Raw genomic sequence first — 16,517 nt, 5'->3', positions numbered from 1 at the left:
GGAAAGGACTGGACGGGATGATGCTCGGGCTTGTAGCTTGCAGTTGCCCGTGACACCGCCCGAGGAGGTGAGACCCATGAACGCTGTATCGATGTGGGTGCTCCCCCTTCCCGTCACGGTCGGGCGATTGACGTAGGTGTCGCCGGGAGCGCCTCGCCACCAAGGCACTCCCGAAAGGCAACACCTATGCACTCACTGCAGTTCACCGCCGCGCCGTCGTCCACCGATACGGTCGAGCGCGCTCTCACCGCGGACGACGTCCCCGGACTCCCATCGCCAGCCTCCGGCGCCGATCGTGCGCCCCTCATGTTCGACGTGATCATTGCCGGGTGCGGGCCGACTGGTGCGATGCTGGCCGCCGAACTGCGGCTGCACGATGTGCGGGTACTCGTCCTGGAGAAGGAAACCGAGCCCAAGTCGTTCGTCCGCATCGTCGGTCTGCACATTCGCAGTCTCGAGCTGATGGCAATGCGCGGACTGCTCGATCGCATTCGCGAACACGGAAGACAGCGTCCGGCCGGTGGATTCTTCGCCGCCATCCCCAAACCCGCGCCCAAGGGCCTGGACTCCGCGCACGCCTATCTGCTGGGCATCCCGCAGCCGGTCATCGAACATCTGCTCGAAGAACATGCGATCAAACTGGGCGCGCAGGTCCGGCGCGGTTGTGCGGTGGCCGATTTCGAGCAGGACGACGACGGTGTGACCGTCGAGCTGGCCGACGGGGAACAGCTGCGCTCGCGCTACCTCATCGGCTGTGACGGCGGGCGCAGTACGGTGCGCAAACTGCTCGGCGTCGGCTTCCCCGGCGAGCCCTCGCGGACCGAGACGCTGATGGGCGAGATGGAAGTGGGTGTACCGCAGGAGGAGATCGCCGCCAAGGTGACCGAAATCAGCGAGACCCATCAGCCCTTCTGGCTCCGGCCCTTCGGCGAAGGGGTCTACAGCGTCGTGGTCCCCGCCGCGGGAGTCAGCGATCGCGCGGAACCGCCCACCCTCGAGGATTTCAAACAACAGTTGCGCGCCATCGCCGGAACCGATTTCGGCGTGCACTCCCCGCGCTGGCTGTCCCGCTTCGGGGATGCCACACGGCTAGCCGAACGTTATCGGGTCGGGCGGGTGCTGCTGGCCGGCGATGCGGCACACATCCATCCGCCCACCGGCGGACAGGGCCTCAACCTGGGCGTTCAGGACGCATTCAACCTCGGCTGGAAACTGGCCGCAGAGATCCGCGGCTGGGCGCCGGAAACACTGCTGGACACCTACCAGGCCGAACGTCATCCGGTCGCCGAGGACGTGCTGGACAACACCCGAGCCCAGATGGAACTGCTGTCCACCGAACCGGGCCCGCAGTCCGTGCGCAGGCTGCTCACCGAACTGATGGACTTCGACGAGGTGAACCGCTTTCTGATCGAGAAGATCACCGCGATCGGCATCCGCTACGACTTCGGCGCAGGCCCCGACCTGCTCGGCCGCCGCCTGCGCGACATCGACGTGAAACAGGGCCATCTCTACGGTCTGCTGCATCGCGGCCGCGGCCTGCTGCTGGACCGCACCGAACGCCTGACCGTCGGCGGCTGGTCGGACCGGGTCGACTACCTCGGGGATCCCACTGCGGTACTGGATGCTCCGTGCGTCCTGCTACGCCCCGACGGCCACGTCGCCTGGATCGGCGACGATCAGCAGGACCTGGACGACCACCTCTCCCGCTGGTTCGGCAAGCCCAACTAATTTGGAGGTCCCGCAGGCTGGGCAGGTCGGCGACGTGTTCGGGGCTTTCGGGCCCACCACCGGCCGCAACGGGCCAGGTCGATGACGGCCTGACGTCATGCTGCCGGTGGCCGCGCCGCGTTCTCACGCAGGCAGAGGCAGGAGGCGCGGCGCCACATTGCTCACCTGCTGGAAGATCACCGAGGTGCGGAAGCCGGTGACCTCGCGCCGTTTGCTGAGCCGGTCGAGGAGGAATGCGTGCAGCGCATCGAGATCGGGCACGCCGACATGCAGCAGGAAGTCGTCGCCGCCGGCGAGCACGAAGACGCTGAGCACCTCGGGCATCTTCGACGCCGACGTCTTGAACGCGTCGATGACGGCCCGGCTCAACGGCCGTACCTGCACGGAGACCATTGCCTGCACCCCGCGGTTGAGCGCGACTGGGTCGATCTCGGCGTGATAGCCCCTGATCACGCCACGATGGGTGAGCGACCGGACCCGTTCGAGGCAGGTCGACGGGGCGATGCCGAGCTGCCGGGCGAGCTCCCGGTTGGATAGCCGAGCATCTGACTGCAGTAGGCCGATGATTCGCGCGTCAAGTTCGTCCACGAGCGCATTCTCGCACCAAAATTCAACCAAACGTTCGGCGAGGCGGTCGCTTCGCCGAACGTTTGCTTAGCGTCGAGGCATGACGGACCATCGTTTGGGAGTGTGGCAGGGTACGGCGACCGTCCTCGGCGGCGTGCTGGGACCGGGCATGCTGGTGCTTCCGCATCTGGCTGCGGACGCGGCCGGACCGGGGTCGGTGCTCGCTTGGGCCGCGCTGATCGTTGTCAGCGTCCCGGTCGCGTTCACGTTCGCGCTGCTCGGGCTGCGTCATCCCGATGGCGGCGGGGTGGCGCACTTCGCGGGGACGGCGGTGGGCCGCTGGGCGTACGCGGCGGTCGGGTGGTGGTTCTTCACCTCGGTGCCGATCGGCACCCTCGCCGGGGCGCTCGCGGGCGGCATCTACGCGGCGGACGCCTTCGGCTGGGGCAGCCGGATCGCCGCGATGATCGCGTTCGGGTTGCTGGCGTTGGCGTTCACCGCCAACGCGGCGGGGCTGCGTACCAGCGGCCGCATGCAGGTCGTGATGGTTGGCCTGCTGCTCGCGGTGTTGATCACTGCAATCGTCGCGAGCCTGCCCGCGGTCCGCGCCGAGCGTTTCGACCCGTTCCTACCGCACGGCCTCGGCGGCGTCGGCAGCGCGGTCGGTGTGCTGATCTTCGCCTTTGTGGGCTGGGAGGCCGCCAGCCACCTGTCGGCCGACTTCGCTGGTCGGCGGCTGCTGACGGCGACCGGCCTTACGCTGGCGGCGATCACGCTCATCTATCTGGGCGTGGCAGTCACGGTCGTGGGCTCCGGCGCGGCGTCGTCGCCGGTACCTCTCACTGCCATGATGTCTACGCGCATCGGTGCGGCCGCCGAACCCGTGACCGGGATAGCGGCACTCGTCCTCACGTTCGGCGCGATCAACACGTACATCGCCGGGGCTTCCCGCCTCGGGGTGGCGCTCGCGGAGCAGCGGTTGCTGCCGCACCGGGTCGCGTCACCGCATCGCAGCCTGATCGTGCTGGGTGCGGCGATCGCGGTCGTCGGCGCGGCCACGCTCCTGCGGCCGATCGGGCTGGACCCGCTGCTGCGGGCGACCTCCGCGTGTCTCGCTGCGGTCATGTTCGTCGGCATGCTGGCGGCGGTCCGGCTGCTGCCTGCGGGTTGGATGCGCGCGATCGCGGTCGCCGGCAGTGCCCTCACCGGGCTGACGCTCCTCCTCAGTGGCGTCTACCTCGTCGTGCCCGCCGTCATCGCGCTCGCCGGGTTCGCTGCCAAGGCCGCTCACTCCATCCGCGCACATCAAAAGCATGCGGGCCATCGAGACGCGAGCTCCCGAGTCCGGCACCCCGTCGAGGTCGACTACCTGGCTGCCCTGCCCGACGTCCGAGACGGCCGGGTCAACGTCGAGTTGTAGTGCCCGCCGGCACCAAGCCCAGGCAGGGTGGCGAGGAGGAAGAGGTCGCGCCGGTGCAGCGGGCAAGCCCGACCTCGGCAGTGTCGCGCGTCACATCAGCCTCATGTCACGGACGAGTGCGCAGCTTGCATCTGGTGGTCGTCAACAGTGAGTTGAGGAGGAAGCAACGATGAACGCACAGCACGAGCCGGTCGTGGCGACCGCCCACCGCGTTCTGATCCTGGGTGCGGGTTACGCCGGCATGTCCGCGGCTGTCCAGCTCGCAGCCCGGCTCAAGCGCCGCGAGGATGTGCAGGTGAGCCTGGTGAATGCGCAGGAGCGGTTCACCGAGCGGCTGCGGCTGCACATGACCGGGACCGGGCAGCGGCTGGCCGAGCTGAGCATCCCGGAGCTGCTGGACGGCACGGGCGCGCAGTTCGTACGCGGGTGGGTGACGGCGGTGGACGCGGACGCGAAGATCGTGCGGATCGACGACGACCGGGTCCTGCACTACGACACGCTGGTGTACGGGTTGGGCGGCGTGGCCGACACGGCGGCGGTGCCGGGTGTCGAGGACCACGCGCACACCCTGAACAGCGCCCAGGACGCCGAGGTGCTGGCGGACCGGCTGGCGCGGCTGGGCAGCGGCACGGTGGTGGTCAGCGGCAGTGGGCTGACCGGTGTCGAGTCCGCCGCGGAGATCGCCGAGCGGCACCCGGAGCTGAATGTCGTGCTGGTGGGCCGGCAGGAACCCGGTACGGCCATGAACCCGAAGGCCAAGGCCTATCTGCGGTCCGCGCTTGAGCGGCTGGGCGTCCGGGTGCGCAGCGGGGTCAAGGTGGTGAAGGTGCGACCCGATGCGGTCGACCTGGAGGATGGCAAGAGCATCGCGGCCGACGTGGTCCTGTGGACCAGCGGCACGCGGGTGTCGCCACTGGCGGCCGCCGCCGGCCTGACCGTCGACGAGCGCGGCCGCATCGTCACCGACGCCGCGCTGCGGTCGGTGTCCCACCCGCAGGTGTACGCCGTGGGCGACGCGGCCGCGATCCGCCAGGGCTACGGCGTCATGCACGGCACCTGCCAGGGCGGCATGCCGACCGGCGTACACGCCGCGGTGTCGATCGTCCGTGCGCTGAAGGGCAAGCAGCCCAAGCCGTTCCGCTTCGGCTACTATCACACGCCGGTGAGCCTGGGCCGGCACGACGCGGTGGTGCAGTTCACCCGCCCCGACGACAGCCCCCGACGGATGTATCTGACCGGGCGCGTGGCGGCGCGATACAAGGAGACGGTGACTGCCTCGCCCTGGCCGACCTACGGCCGCATGAAGAAGATGCCCGCCTCCGGCGCGTTCTGGCCCCACGGCGGCCGCTTCACCCGGGAGACACGATGACCCACCTGCCGACGGACCTCGACCAGCAGGTGTTCCACCAGCATCGCAACCTGCTCTTCTCGGTGGCTTACCGCGTCCTCGGCACCGCGGCCGACGCCGAGGACGCGGTGCAGGACGCCTGGATCAGATGGTCGGCCGCCGACCGCTCGCAGGTGGCCGACCCCAAGGCGTACCTGACGCGGATCGTGTCGAATCTGGCGCTGGAACGGCTGCGTTCCACCCGGCACAAGCGTGAGACCTATGTCGGGCCGTGGCTACCGGAACCCATCCTCACCAGCGGCGACACCGCCGAGGCCGTCACGGACGCCGAGTCGGTGTCGATGGCGATGCTGGTGGTGCTGGAAACGCTGAGCCCGCTCGAACGCGCGGTGTTCGTGCTGAGGGAGGTCTTCGACTTCAGTTACGCCGAAATCGCGGAGGCGGTGGAGCGCTCCGAGCCCGCGGTGCGGCAGGCCGCACATCGTGCGCGAGAGCATGTGCGGGCCCGGCGGCCACGCTTCGCCGCCGACCGGTCACGGCAGCGCGAGGTCACCGAGCGGTTCTTCGCCGCCGCGACCGGTGGCGACATCAACACTCTGATGGAGCTGCTGTCGCCGGATGTCACCCTGTGGACCGACGGCGGCGGCAAGGTCCGCCAAGCCCTCCGCCCGGTCGTGGGCGCAGCCACCGTGGCCGCCTGGTTCGCGGCCATCGGCACCGTCACCTACCAGGGCGTCGAGCCCGCCGACATGAACGCCGAACTCGTGGAGATCAACGGCGGGCCGGGCATCGTGTTCAGCGGACCGGGTCGTGTGATCGCCACCGTCACCTTCGACTTCGACGCCGGCAGCCGTATCACGGCCGTGCACAACGTTGCCAACCCGGACAAGCTCCAGGCCATCACCGATGGCGCCGCTCACGACCTCGGGACGCGGTGAGAGGGCGGCGACGATGCGGGGCAGGGCCACCCCGATGGGAGCCCGTACCACCTCGTCGGCGAGGTGGTCGTAGGGCGTCTCGTCCCGGTTGACGATCACCAGGCGGGCGCCGGCGCCGACGGCCAGGGCGCACAGTGACGCGGCCGGCTCCACCCGCAGGGAGCTGCCCACCGCCAGCAGGAGCTGCGACGCTGCGGCGATCTGGCGGGCGTGGTCGAGGACCTGATCGTCGAGGTACTCACCGAACAGGACGACGGCCAGCTTCAGGATCGCACCGCAGTCGTCACACCTGGGGTCGACGACCCCGGAGCGCACCCGGGCCAGCGTCGCGGCCGTCGGCGTACGGACGTCGCACCCGGTGCACCGCACCTGGTGAATCGTGCCGTGCAGTTCGAGAACCGTCCGCGCCGGCAGGCCGGCCCGCTGGTGCAGGCCGTCGACGTTCTGGGTCAGCACCCGGACCGCCGTGCCGGACCGCTGCAGCTCGACCAGGGCACGGTGCGCGGCGTTGGGCTCGGCGCGCCAGGCGGGATGATCGGCGTAGGTGCGCCAGAACCGTTCCCGGGCCGCCGGGTCCGTCATGAACCGGGGGTACGTGAAGGCCTCCACTGCGGACGGGTCCCGGGTCCAGAGCCCGTCCGGACCGCGGTAGTCCGGCACCCCCGAGTCGGTCGAGATCCCCGCCCCGGTCAGTACCGCCAACCGGGTGATCCCCCGCGTCCACTCCCCCGCCCCGCTCATGCGGATGATCGTAGGAAGCGGTCGAGCCGTCCGGCGATCCCATTTCCGCGCAACGGCCCCGTTGGCCGAGCCGTGACGGCTGCTGGCAGGCTCGACGACATGACGGGAATGACCGGGACGGACGTCCGCGCGGCGGCCGGTGAGATGACGCGGGCGCTGTGGCCCGTCGCGGACCGGGGCTGGACGGTCCGGGCCGGCGACCTGGACTGGTCCTGCTGGACCACCGCCGCGCACGTCGCGCACGACCTGCTCGGATACGCCGGCCAGGTGACCGGCCGGCCGGACCGCGACTATCTTCCCTTCGACCTGCGGGTACGCCCCGACGCCACGGCAGCGGACGTGCTGACCGTGGTGACCGCGAGTGCGGGGCTGCTCGCCGCCGCCGTCGACAACGCCGACCCGGACACCCGGGCGTGGCACTGGGGTCCCTGCGATCCGGGCGGCTTCGCCGCGATGGGGGTCGCGGAAATCCTGCTGCACACCCACGACATCACCCGGGGCCTCGAGCTGGTGGGCTGGTGCCCGCCGCCCGAACTCTGCGTCGGCGTGCTGAACCGGCTGTTTCCCGACGCGCCGGCCGGCGACCCGGTCGAGGTGCTGCTCTGGATGACCGGGCGGGCGACGCTGGGCGACCGGCCTCGGCGTACCGGGTGGAGCTGGCGAGCGGCGGTGGAGTGAGGCAGGTCAGCGGCGTCGCCAGGGCGACCACCAGCGCCGCCGCTCCCGACGGGCCACGACCGGAGCGGCGTCACCCGCCGTGGTGATCCGATCGGCCATGGCCTGCTCCCGGTCGGCCCGCCAGCGGCGAACGGTGTCGTCGGCGCTGACCGGGCGGACCATCACCCGCGGACCGACAGGTGTACGCAGCCAGGCCACGATCTGCGCGTTGAGGTCGGCGACGTACGCCCGCACCGACTCCTCGGTGGGCAGGTCGCGTACCTCGTCGGGAACCCGCTCCACCCGCCGGCGCAGTTGCAGCGGCGTCGGCAGCAGCAGGTCGGTGGGGAGCTGCTCGCGTTCCAGGAAACTCTTGATCCACCACGACTCGTCGTAGGGCAGGTCCCGCCCGGGGATCGGCTTGCCCGCGCCGGGCAGGTTGTCGAACTCGCCGCGCTCCTGGGCCGAACGGATCTGCGCCTCGACCGCCGCCTCCCAGCCGGTCGTCATCGCCGTCACCTCCCGCAACCAGCCTATCCACCGCTCCCGACCGGGGTCAGGGCTCGCCCGAGGCGGCCCCTTCCCGCCGGTGGCCAGGGACCCGGTCCGGCGTACAGTCCGGGCGTGGGCCGGCAGACGGCCGTGCCCGGACACGGAAGGACCACCCGGCGTGCGCGACTGGCTGATCGGGCTCGGCGTCGCCGTGGCCGGCCTGCTGGCCAGCTGGGCGCTGCTGGTGCTGCTGGCGCGGCGCCTGCCGCCGGGCATTCTGCGTGAGCTGGCCGCGTTCATCCCCGACTGTCTGACCACCGTGCGCCGGCTGCGGAAAGATCCGCGGGTGCCGCGCCGCGCGAAGGCCGCGATCGTGTTCGCCGGGCTCTGGGTGGCCAGCCCGATTGACCTCATCCCCGAGTTCCTGCCGGTCATCGGCCCGCTGGACGACATCGTCGTGGTCGCCCTCGCGCTGCGGTACGCCGGCCGGCAGGTGCCTCGGCAGGTGCTGCTCGACGCCTGGCCGGGCGAGCCGCGTCTGCTGCTGCGCCTGCTCGGTCGGGCACCCGCCTGACCCTGTCGTCGGCAGCGCACGGCTTCGCGGGGTGCGGGTCAAGGGCGAGCACGCACGTGTCGGTGCCCGTCCCGGGGGAACGGGGGTCGGGCGGGCAGCACCTCCTGAAAGACGTACCCGCTCTTCTCCGCCACCCGGCACGAGGCCGGGTTGTCGACCTGGTGCAGCAGTTCGATGCCGGTCAGTCCACCGGCGGCGAAGCGGGCAAAGGCCCACTCGCTGACCGCATCTACGGCACGGGGCGCCACGCCGCGACCTCGGGCGGGTGCCGCCGTCCAGTAGCCCACCTCGGCGTACGGCCGCCCGGGCGTGACCTCCTTGAGCAGCACGTGCGCCACCAGCCGCTCCCTCTCGGGTGTCGCCTCCAGCACGGCGAAGCTGAACCGGCTGTCGGCCGCCCAGCCCTGCCGGCTGCGGCGCAGGAACGCGCGGGCCTCGGCCGGGGTGGTCACCGGGTTCTGGGTCCAGCTCAGGAGCAGCGGATCTCGATACGCGGCCAGCAGCGCGTCGGCGTCGCCGTCGCGCCAGGGCCGCAGCAGCAGACCGGGCGCGGACGGGGTGGGCGGGGCGTGCAGCACGATCGACATCCCGGTAGTGTCGCCCGTCACGCCCGCGCTGGCGAGCCCACTCCCCGGCGTAGGGTCCCGGTAGGACGGGCGGCGGGAGGGCTCATGGTCACGGTCGGCGCGGTGGTGGGGATCGCCCTGGTGGCGTTGGGTCTGGTGCTCACGCCGGGCCCGAACATGGTCTACCTGGTGTCCCGGTCGGTCACCCAGGGTCGGCGGGCCGGGCTGGTCTCGCTGCTCGGGGTGGCCGTCGGCTTCCTGGTCTACCTCGTCGCGGCGGTCGCCGGGATCGCCACGGTCTTCGTGCTGGTGCCCCCGCTGTTTGTGGCGGTGAAGCTGGCCGGGGCGGCGTACCTGCTGTGGCTGGCCTGGCGCACCCTGCGCCCGGGCGGCCGATCGGCGTTCACCCCGGCGCCGCTGCCGCCGGACCGCCCCCGGCGGCTGTTCACCATGGGCCTGGTCACGAACCTGCTCAACCCGAAGATCGCCATCCTGTACGTGTCGCTGCTGCCACAGTTCATCGACCCGGCGCGCGGCCACGTGGCGGTGCAGAGCCTGCTGCTGGGGCTCACCCAGATCAGCATCGCGCTGACCGTGAACGGCCTGATCGTGCTCACCGCCGGCACGGTCTCGGCGTTCCTGACCCGACGGCCCGCCTGGGCCCGGGTCCAGCGGTACGTGATGGGCACCGTGCTGGCCGCCCTCGCGGTCCGCATCGCCGCGGACCGCTCCCGCGCCGCCGTCGCCACCCCCTGACCGGTACGCGCGCCGCTTCGCACCGAGCAGGCCGCCCGGCGGCGATGCCGCCCCGACCGCGACGAGGCGGTCGCGTCCACGGCGTGGGCTCTCACCGGGGCAGCTGGTGGTGCAGAACGAGTCGGCGGTCGGCCCGGTGCTTTCCGCGTTGCCCGCCCTGGGCCGGCAGGTGCCGGGGGAAGCGCGCTCTCCCGGCGGGTCAGAGGTTGTCGGGCTGGGTGAGGGCCGGGTGGCGCCGACCCGGAGCGGCGTACCAGGCGTCGGTCGCCTCGCGCAGCGCGGTCTCGATCCGCAGCCGCGACCAGTCGTCCAGTTCGGGCAGGTCGTCCGGGTCGAACCAGCCGACCGCCAGGGACTCGTCGCCGTCGGCGGTGGCGGTGCCGCCGGCCGCGCGGCAGCGGAACCAAACGTTGAGGTACTCGCAGGCGTCGCCGTTGGGGTAGACGACGGGGTGGGTGGCCACGCCGCCGATCCGCTCGATCTCCACCCGCACCCCGGTCTCCTCCCGGACCTCGCGCAGCAGCGCGTCGGCCGGCTGCTCGCCCGGGTCGACCTGGCCGGCGGGCAGCGACCAGCGGCCGTTGTCGCCGCGGCGGGCCAGCAGCAGCCGCCCGGCGTCGTCGGTCACCACCGCGCTGACCCCGTACAGCATGAGCAGATCGTGTCCGATGTGCCCGCGCAGGCGGGCGACGTAGGGCGAGACAGGCATGGCCGGAAACCTACCCGCGCGCGAGCGTCGTCGTCGGGGCCGACCACTAGACTTCGCCCCCGATGGACGCCCAGCCCACCCCCGAGACCCGCCCCTGCGCCCACTGCGGACGGGAGGTGCCGCAGCGTGCCGGCGCCGGCCGCCCGTTCCGCTACTGCCGGGACAACGACGGCGCCTGCCAGCGGGCGTCCCGCAACTCCCGGATGCGCCACCGCAACGCTCCCGGCCTGCCCGGGCAGGTGGCCCGCACCTGGGAGGCGGTGGACCGGCTCGACCAGATCGTGGAGACCCTCACCGAGGCGCTGCACGCCGAACTCTCCCCCGCCGGGGTGGAGCGGCAGCTCGCGGAGGTCCGCGTCGAGGCGGCCGCCCAGGCGGCGGCGGCGCACACCGAGCGGGACGAGGCCCGCCGGGACGCCGAGGACGCCGCCGCGACCGCCGCCCGCACTCGTCAGGAGGCCCGGGCGGCGTCGGCGGAGCGGGACGCGGCCCGGGAACGGGCCGAACGGGCCGAGGTGGCGGCCGCCCACGCCGCGGAGCGGGCCGAGCGCGCCGAGGCGGCCCGGGACGAGGCGCGCGGGGAGGCCAGCGCCGCGCAGGCGCTGCGGGTGCAGGCCGAGCGGGATCGGGACGCCGCCCGCGAGGAGCTGCGTTCCGTGCGGGCGGAGCGAGACGGCGAGCGGCAACGGGTGGCGGACCTGACGGCCGAGCGGGACGCCGCCCGCGCCGACAGCGAGCGGGCCACCCGCTCGGCGGGTGAGGCCGTCGAGCGCGCCGAGCGACTGCGGGCCGAGGCCGACCGGTCGCGCACTGACGCGGAGGCGGCCCGGACGGCAGCCGAGCAGGCTCGCGCGGAGACCGCCGAGGCGCGGCAGGCCGAACGGGAGGCGCGGACCGCCACGGAGCGGGCCGAGGCCGCCCGGGCGGAGGCCGTCGCGGCGGCGGAGGCAGCGCGGCAGGAGGCGGCGGCCCGGGCCGGCGAGCGAGACGGCCTCGCCGCGGAGCTGGCGGCCACCCGAAGGAACCTCGCCGCCGACCTGGCGGCCGCGAGGGAGGCTGCCGGCGCCGTCGAGGCCCGGCTGGCCGAGCTGGCGGCACGGCTTGCAGCCGCCGAAGCCGACCGCGACGCGGCCCAGCGCCGGGCCGGGCAGCTCGCCGACCAGGTCAGCGACCTGGCCAGCGCCCTGGCGCGGCTCGGCTCCCGGGCCCCCTGACGTACTTTGGTTGAATGCACAACCACTTGGGTTTCCCGACGCCGGTCGTGGCCATCGCCGGCAGCACCGACCCGGCGGCCCCGCTCGTCGTCCTGCTGCACGGCCGTGGCAGCCACGAGCAGGAGATCATCGCCCTGGCCGACCACCTGCCGGCCGGCCCGGCGTACGCGGCGGTGCGCGCGCCGATCGCCGAGGGCGGCGGGTACGCCTGGTTCGCCAACCGGGGCATCGGCCGGCCGGTCCCCGAGTCGCTGCGCGCGACGATGGACTGGTTCCGCGGCTGGCTCGACGAGGTGGCTCCGGCCGGCAGCCCGGTGGCGCTGGTCGGGTTCAGCGGCGGCGCGGCGTTCGCCGGCGGCCTGCTGCTCGACGACCCGGCCCGCTACGCCGGCACCGCGGCCCTCTACGGCACCCTGCCCTTCGACGCCGGCGTGCCCACCACCCCGGGCCGGCTGGCCGGCGTGCCGGTGTTCGTGGCCCAGGGCGAGCACGACACCGTCATCCCCCGCGAACTGCTCGACCGCACGTGGGGGTATCTGCGCGGCGAGTCCGGGGCCGCGGCCACGGCCCGCCGCGACCCGGTGGGGCACAGCATCGCCGCGCCGGCGCGGAGCGCCCTGTCGGACTGGCTGCGTCAGCGGCTGCTCGCCTGACCCGCCAACTGGGACGGGACAGCGGGCCGGCCCCGGCGGCGGCGATGATGCGGGCGTGGGAAAGACGTACGAGCGCATCGACGGCCGGCTGCGCACCTTCATCGAGGCGCAGCCGATGTTCTTCACCGCCACCGCCCCGCTGGCCGGCGACGGCACGGTCAACCTGTCCCCCAAGGGCCTGCGCGGCTCCTTCGCGGTGCTCGACGAGCACACGGTCGCCTACCTGGACTTCGCCGGCAGCAACGCCGAGACCATCGCCCACCTGCGGGAGAACGGCCGCATCACGCTGATGTGGTGCGCGTTCTCCGGCCCGCCGAACATCGTGCGGGTGCACGGGCGCGGCGAGCCGGTGTTCCGCGACGATCCCCGGTGGTCGGATCTGCTGGGCCACTTCCCCGACATCGACACCACCATGCACGGGCTGCGGGCGATCATCGTGGTCCGCGCCGGGCTGATCCGCGACACCTGCGGATACGCGGTCCCGCTGATGACCTACGACGCGGACCGGGACCTGCACGGCAGGCGGTTCGCCCGGGAGGACGACGCCTCGCTGGGCACCTACTTCGCCGGGAAGGAGCACGTGGCGATCAGCATCGACGGGCTGCCCGGCCTGCCGCTGCCGTTGCCACCCACCCCGGCGTGACCTGCCGGCCGGCGCCGGTCAGTGGATGCCGGCCATCAGGTGCCGGATGTTGCGGGCGAACATCACCGCGCTGAGCCCCAGCACCACCGAGGCCAACCCGAAGGTGAGGAAGTAGGTCGACTCCGACCAGGTCCCGGCCAGCCGGGCCACCTGGCCACCGATGGCGTCACCCACGGCGGTGGCGAGGAACCACAGGCCCATCATCTGACTGGCGTACTTGACCGGGGCCAGCCTGGTGGTGGCCGACAGGCCCACCGGGCTCAGCGACAGCTCACCGGCGACCTGGATGGCGTACACCGCGACCAGCCACCACGGCGAGACCAGCCCGTCCCCGACGGCGGCCCGCGCGGCGGCGGCCATCAACACGAACGACAGGCCGTTGAGGACCAGACCCACGGCGAACTTCATCGGGGTGGAGACCCGGTGGCCCAGCTTCAGCCACACCCAGGCGGCCACCGGGGCACCGATGATGATCAGGATCGGGTTGACCGACTGCAGCCAGGACGCCGGGAAGGTGAAGCCGAGCACATCCCGGTTGGTCTTGTCGGCGGCGAAGATGTTCAGCACCGAACCGGCCTGGTCGTAGATCAGCCAGAACGCGGCGGCGAAGACGAACAGCCACAGGTACGCCTTCATCCGGCTGCGCTCGGTGGTGCTGATCTCCTGATCGGTGAGGATCCGGGCGAAGTATCCGATGGTCACCAGCACGGTGACCAGGGTGAGCAGGTTGACCACGGTGTTGACCGTGAACAGGCCGGTCAGGGCGAGCGCGGCCAGCACCGCCAGCACCACCACGGTGACCACGCCGATGCGGGCCAGCGCCCGCCGCCGGTCCGCCCCGAGCAGCGGGTCGACGGGCCGCGCGCCGGCCTCGCCCAGGTTGCGCCGACCGAGGACGTACTGGAGCACGCCGAAGGTCATGCCGATCGCGGCGGCGCCGAACCCCAGATGCCAGTTGATCTTCTCGCCGAGGAAGCCGGTGACCAGCGGGGCGATGAACCCACCCAGGTTGATGCCCATGTAGAAGATCGAGAAGCCGGCGTCGCGGCGCGGGGAGTCCCGGTCGTACAGGTCGCCGACCATGGTCGAGATGTTCGGCTTGAGCAGACCGGTGCCGAGCACGATCAGGGTCATGCCGGCGAAGACGCTCCACCGGACCGGCACCGCCATCACGTAGTGGCCGGCGGCGATGACGACACCACCCCACAGCACACTGCGCCGGGCGCCGAGAAGCCGGTCGGCGACCCAACCGCCGGGCAGCGCCATCAGGTACACCATGGCGTTGTAGGCGCCGTAGACGGCGTTGGCGGTGGACTCCCCGATGGCCAGCCCGCCGTCGGCGACGGCCGCGGTCAGGTAGAGGACCAGGATGGCCCGCATGCCGTAGAAGCTGAACCGCTCCCACATCTCGGTGAGGAACAGGGTCGACAGCGCCCGCGGGTGGCCGAAGAACGTCTTCCCCCCGGGTTGTCGGGTCCCGGCCGGCATGTCACTGGTCATCGTCACCTCCGCCACACCGTGGGCGGCTAACATCCCCAGGGACAGCCGAAACACTCCACCCATTCGACCCGGCCGGGGACGACCCCGCCGGGCGGCCGGTGTGGCCCGCTACCCTTGCAGGGTTCCGACCCCGCGCGGATCCTGCCCGGCGTGGGCGGGAATGGCCCGGCGGGGACGGACCGTTACACCGAGAAGACCAGCACCACCAACGAGGGGAAGTCGATCATGGGCGAGCGAATGCTTCGCGGAAGCCGCCTGGGCGCGGTCAGCTACGAATCCGACCGCAACACGGAGCTCGCGCCGCGCCAGACCCGCGAGTACCTCTGCGCCAAGGGCCACCAGTTCGAGGTGCCGTTCGCCGTCGACGCCGAGGTCCCGACGACCTGGGAGTGCAAGTTCGACGGCAGCGTCGCCCGCCTGGTCGACGGCAGCGAGCCGGAGCAGAAGAAGGCCAAGCCGCCGCGCACCCACTGGGACATGCTGCTGGAGCGGCGTTCGATCGCCGAGCTGGAGGACATCCTCGCCGAGCGGCTCCAGGAGGTCCGCACCCGCCGCGGCCGCGCCTGAGCGCACCAGACGACCGAAGCGCCCCCGGGGTCATCCCGGGGGCGCTTCGTCACATTTCAGTCAGAACCGCCCAGGCTCGATGATCTCGCCTTCGATGGCCTGGCCCGGCTCCGCGGCCGGCTGCTGCGGTGGCTGCTGTGGCGGTGGAGGCGGCTCCGGCGCGCCCCGGTAGACCCGGACCCGGCGCGGGCCGAACAGGTCACCGGCGACCATCGACGACACCTGGCGCTCCGCGACCCGTTGCGCCCCGGCGCGCGCCAGCCGCCGCACGGGTGGCACCAGCAACAGCAGCCCCACCGCGCCGGTGATCAGGCCGGGCAGCGCCAGCAGCAGCGCGCCCGCCAGGCCCACCAGGCCGTCGGTGACCCGCTGCCCCGGCGGCTGCCCGGACTCGGCGGCGGCGCGGAAGCCCCGCCACGCCCGCATCCCCTCCCGGCGCAGCAGCACCAGGCCGAGCAGGGACGCCGCGAACACCAGCAGCAGCGCGGCACCGAAGCCGACGCCGCGGCCCACCAGGACGAACACGGTCAGCTCCAGCACCGCCAGCAGCAGCAGGGCCGGCGGTACGTACCTCAGTCCTCGGCGCATCTCACCTCTTCAGCCACGGGTGTCCTCACGCCCTTCCAGCATGACACGACCACGCTCAAGGCCACCGGGCCAGTTCGTCGGGGCCGCCCCGCCGGCTCGCCGGACGTCGGTCCTGCAGCCCCCAGCTGGTGATCCGCCACAGCGCCTCGGCCATGATCAGCGGGCTCATCTTGCTGTCGCCGTGCTCCCGCTCGGCGAAGGTGATCGGCACCTCGACGATCCGCACCCCGGCCCGATGGGCCAGCCGGGACAGCTCCACCTGGAACGCGTACCCCTGGGAACACACCGAGTCCAGGTCGATGGCGTCCAGCGCGGTGGACCGGTACACCCGGTAGCCGCCGGTGGCGTCGGAGACCGGCATGCCCAGCGCCAGCCGCGTGTACAGGTTGGCGCAGCGGGACAGCAGCAGCCGCCGCAGCGGCCAGTTCAGCACCTGCGCCCCGCGGGTCCACCGGGAGCCGATCACCACGTCGGCGTCACGGGCGGCTTCCAGCAGCGCCGGCAGGTCCTCCGGGGCGTGCGAGCCGTCGGCGTCCATCTCCACCACGGCGTCGTAGCCGCGCTCCCGCGCCCAGGCGAAACCGGCCAGGTACGCCGCGCCGAGGCCTTCCTTGCCCTGACGGTGCAGCACGTGCACGTGCGGGTCGGAACGGGCCAGGTCGTCGGCGATCGCACCGGTGCCGTCAGGGCTGTTGTCGTCGGCGACAAGGATCTCCACCGTCGGCGCGGCCTCGCGGACCCGCGCCACGATCCGGCTGACGTTGTCGGCCTCGTTGTAGGTGGGGATGACCACGAGCACCCGCCCCACCCCGGGATGGCCAACCGTCCGCCTGTCGGCTGCCACGCCCACCGTCGT

18 protein-coding genes and 1 pseudogene are annotated in these 16,517 nt (G+C 72.4%); 11 read left to right on the top strand and 8 right to left on the bottom strand.

Annotated elements, in window-relative coordinates; all coding sequences use genetic code 11:
* Positions 1-306: 306 nt before the first annotated feature.
* Positions 307-1,728 (top strand): rifampin monooxygenase, encoded by a 1,422-nt coding sequence (rox, locus tag ACNAVT_RS22885; protein ID WP_416299218.1) that lies wholly within the window; start codon positions 307-309, stop codon positions 1,726-1,728.
* A gap of 123 nt (positions 1,729-1,851) precedes the next feature.
* Here the strand turns inward: rox and ACNAVT_RS22880 are convergent, their stop codons facing one another.
* Positions 1,852-2,316 carry an Lrp/AsnC family transcriptional regulator gene (locus ACNAVT_RS22880; RefSeq protein WP_416299193.1) on the bottom strand — a complete coding sequence of 155 codons (465 nt, stop codon included), beginning with the start codon at positions 2,314-2,316 and terminating at the stop codon, positions 1,852-1,854.
* A 79-nt stretch (positions 2,317-2,395) separates the two neighbouring features.
* Here ACNAVT_RS22880 and ACNAVT_RS22875 point away from each other — a divergent pair, with 79 nt between their 5' ends.
* The 3 genes from ACNAVT_RS22875 (at position 2,396) to ACNAVT_RS22865 (ending at position 6,001) form a co-directional block, all read left to right on the top strand.
* Positions 2,396-3,715 (top strand): APC family permease, encoded by a 1,320-nt coding sequence (locus ACNAVT_RS22875; RefSeq protein ID WP_416299192.1) that lies wholly within the window; start codon positions 2,396-2,398, stop codon positions 3,713-3,715.
* A gap of 169 nt (positions 3,716-3,884) precedes the next feature.
* Entirely contained in the window at positions 3,885-5,084 is a 1,200-nt protein-coding gene (locus tag ACNAVT_RS22870; protein ID WP_416299191.1) for an NAD(P)/FAD-dependent oxidoreductase, read from the top strand.
* The gene (locus tag ACNAVT_RS22865; protein ID WP_416299190.1) at positions 5,081-6,001 is read left to right on the top strand and encodes an RNA polymerase sigma-70 factor; all 921 of its coding nucleotides are present in this window, start codon (positions 5,081-5,083) and stop codon (positions 5,999-6,001) included. The genes ACNAVT_RS22870 and ACNAVT_RS22865 overlap by 4 nt, the downstream gene beginning before the upstream one ends.
* Before the next feature lie 156 nt (positions 6,002-6,157).
* On the opposite strand, the pseudogene ACNAVT_RS22860 reads toward ACNAVT_RS22865, so the two are convergent.
* A pseudogene (locus ACNAVT_RS22860) lies at positions 6,158-6,742 on the bottom strand (SIR2 family NAD-dependent protein deacylase); the annotation flags it as partial.
* 108 nt (positions 6,743-6,850) lie between these two features.
* On the opposite strand from ACNAVT_RS22860, the gene ACNAVT_RS22855 reads away from it, so the two are divergent.
* Positions 6,851-7,420 carry a maleylpyruvate isomerase N-terminal domain-containing protein gene (locus ACNAVT_RS22855; protein ID WP_416299217.1) on the top strand — a complete coding sequence of 190 codons (570 nt, stop codon included), beginning with the start codon at positions 6,851-6,853 and terminating at the stop codon, positions 7,418-7,420.
* 6 nt (positions 7,421-7,426) lie between these two features.
* Here ACNAVT_RS22855 and ACNAVT_RS22850 read toward each other — a convergent pair whose 3' ends face one another.
* Positions 7,427-7,909, bottom strand: coding sequence for a DUF1992 domain-containing protein (locus ACNAVT_RS22850; RefSeq protein ID WP_416299189.1), 483 nt, complete (start codon positions 7,907-7,909; stop codon positions 7,427-7,429).
* Between the two features lie 160 nt (positions 7,910-8,069).
* Between ACNAVT_RS22850 and ACNAVT_RS22845 the strand changes: the two genes are divergently transcribed.
* Entirely contained in the window at positions 8,070-8,465 is a 396-nt protein-coding gene (locus ACNAVT_RS22845) for a YkvA family protein (protein ID WP_416299188.1), read from the top strand.
* A gap of 38 nt (positions 8,466-8,503) precedes the next feature.
* Here the strand turns inward: ACNAVT_RS22845 and ACNAVT_RS22840 are convergent, their stop codons facing one another.
* On the bottom strand, positions 8,504-9,052 hold the full coding sequence (locus tag ACNAVT_RS22840) for a GNAT family N-acetyltransferase (RefSeq protein WP_416299187.1): 549 nt from the start codon (positions 9,050-9,052) through the stop codon (positions 8,504-8,506).
* An 84-nt stretch (positions 9,053-9,136) separates the two neighbouring features.
* Here ACNAVT_RS22840 and ACNAVT_RS22835 point away from each other — a divergent pair, with 84 nt between their 5' ends.
* On the top strand, positions 9,137-9,787 hold the full coding sequence (locus ACNAVT_RS22835; protein WP_416299186.1) for a LysE family translocator: 651 nt from the start codon (positions 9,137-9,139) through the stop codon (positions 9,785-9,787).
* A 199-nt stretch (positions 9,788-9,986) separates the two neighbouring features.
* Here ACNAVT_RS22835 and ACNAVT_RS22830 read toward each other — a convergent pair whose 3' ends face one another.
* Positions 9,987-10,496, bottom strand: coding sequence for an NUDIX hydrolase (locus ACNAVT_RS22830; protein ID WP_416299185.1), 510 nt, complete (start codon positions 10,494-10,496; stop codon positions 9,987-9,989).
* Positions 10,497-10,558: 62 nt separating this feature from the next.
* On the opposite strand from ACNAVT_RS22830, the gene ACNAVT_RS22825 reads away from it, so the two are divergent.
* The 3 genes from ACNAVT_RS22825 to ACNAVT_RS22815 are packed head-to-tail and all read left to right on the top strand — an operon-like array spanning position 10,559 to position 13,006.
* Positions 10,559-11,710, top strand: a complete 1,152-nt coding sequence (locus ACNAVT_RS22825; protein WP_416299184.1) for a hypothetical protein — start codon at positions 10,559-10,561, stop codon at positions 11,708-11,710.
* A 14-nt stretch (positions 11,711-11,724) separates the two neighbouring features.
* Positions 11,725-12,363, top strand: coding sequence for an alpha/beta hydrolase (locus ACNAVT_RS22820; protein WP_416299183.1), 639 nt, complete (start codon positions 11,725-11,727; stop codon positions 12,361-12,363).
* Positions 12,364-12,418: 55 nt separating this feature from the next.
* Positions 12,419-13,006 (top strand): pyridoxamine 5'-phosphate oxidase family protein, encoded by a 588-nt coding sequence (locus ACNAVT_RS22815; protein WP_416299182.1) that lies wholly within the window; start codon positions 12,419-12,421, stop codon positions 13,004-13,006.
* An 18-nt stretch (positions 13,007-13,024) separates the two neighbouring features.
* On the opposite strand, the gene ACNAVT_RS22810 is transcribed toward ACNAVT_RS22815, so the two are convergent.
* Positions 13,025-14,506: a peptide MFS transporter gene (locus tag ACNAVT_RS22810; RefSeq protein ID WP_416299181.1), complete on the bottom strand. Its 1,482-nt coding sequence runs from the start codon at positions 14,504-14,506 to the stop codon at positions 13,025-13,027.
* 225 nt (positions 14,507-14,731) lie between these two features.
* On the opposite strand from ACNAVT_RS22810, the gene ACNAVT_RS22805 reads away from it, so the two are divergent.
* The gene (locus ACNAVT_RS22805) at positions 14,732-15,073 is read left to right on the top strand and encodes an RNA polymerase-binding protein RbpA (protein WP_046564157.1); all 342 of its coding nucleotides are present in this window, start codon (positions 14,732-14,734) and stop codon (positions 15,071-15,073) included.
* A gap of 60 nt (positions 15,074-15,133) precedes the next feature.
* Here ACNAVT_RS22805 and ACNAVT_RS22800 read toward each other — a convergent pair whose 3' ends face one another.
* Positions 15,134-15,661 carry an FxsA family protein gene (locus tag ACNAVT_RS22800; protein ID WP_416299180.1) on the bottom strand — a complete coding sequence of 176 codons (528 nt, stop codon included), beginning with the start codon at positions 15,659-15,661 and terminating at the stop codon, positions 15,134-15,136.
* Positions 15,662-15,716: 55 nt separating this feature from the next.
* On the bottom strand, positions 15,717-16,511 hold the full coding sequence (locus tag ACNAVT_RS22795) for a polyprenol monophosphomannose synthase (RefSeq protein ID WP_416299179.1): 795 nt from the start codon (positions 16,509-16,511) through the stop codon (positions 15,717-15,719).
* Between the last annotated feature and the right edge of the window lie 6 nt (positions 16,512-16,517).

The organism is Micromonospora sp. SL4-19 (assembly GCF_047921475.1).
Taxonomy (GTDB): domain Bacteria; phylum Actinomycetota; class Actinomycetes; order Mycobacteriales; family Micromonosporaceae; genus Micromonospora.
The sequence above is the reverse complement of the archived record's forward strand: the minus strand, read 5'-3'. Positions and strand labels throughout refer to the sequence as shown.